Raw genomic sequence first — 299 nt, 5'->3', positions numbered from 1 at the left:
AAGGTTGTAGGTTCGACTCCTACTGGGTGCATTTAACGGGAAATAGCTCAGCTTGGTAGAGCACCTGGTTTGGGACCAGGGGGTCGCAGGTTCGAATCCTGTTTTCCCGATTGGACGCTTAGTCCATATGTTTTTCTCGCGGTGTAGCTCAGCTGGCTAGAGCGTCCGGTTCATACCCGGGAGGTCGAGGGTTCGATCCCCCCCGCCGCGATTGAGCTTGGACCTTTAGCTCAGTTGGTTAGAGCAGGCGGCTCATAACCGCCCGGTCGTAGGTTCGAGCCCTACAAGGTCCATCTTTA

General features: G+C 55.5%; 3 tRNA genes. All 3 read left to right on the top strand.

Features of this window, described 5'->3' with window-relative positions:
- Positions 1–36: 36 nt before the first annotated feature.
- A tRNA-Pro gene (locus tag MJ643_RS30595) sits at positions 37–110 on the top strand.
- Positions 111–137: 27 nt separating this feature from the next.
- A tRNA-Met gene (locus MJ643_RS30590) sits at positions 138–211 on the top strand.
- An 8-nt stretch (positions 212–219) separates the two neighbouring features.
- Positions 220–293, top strand: a tRNA-Ile gene (locus tag MJ643_RS30585).
- The last annotated feature ends 6 nt before the right edge of the window (positions 294–299 follow it).

Origin of the sequence: Pseudomonas sp. PNPG3, from assembly GCF_023093815.1 — a bacterium.
Taxonomy (GTDB): Bacteria; Pseudomonadota; Gammaproteobacteria; order Pseudomonadales; family Pseudomonadaceae; genus Aquipseudomonas; species Aquipseudomonas asiatica.
The sequence above is the reverse complement of the archived record's forward strand: the minus strand, read 5'-3'. Positions and strand labels throughout refer to the sequence as shown.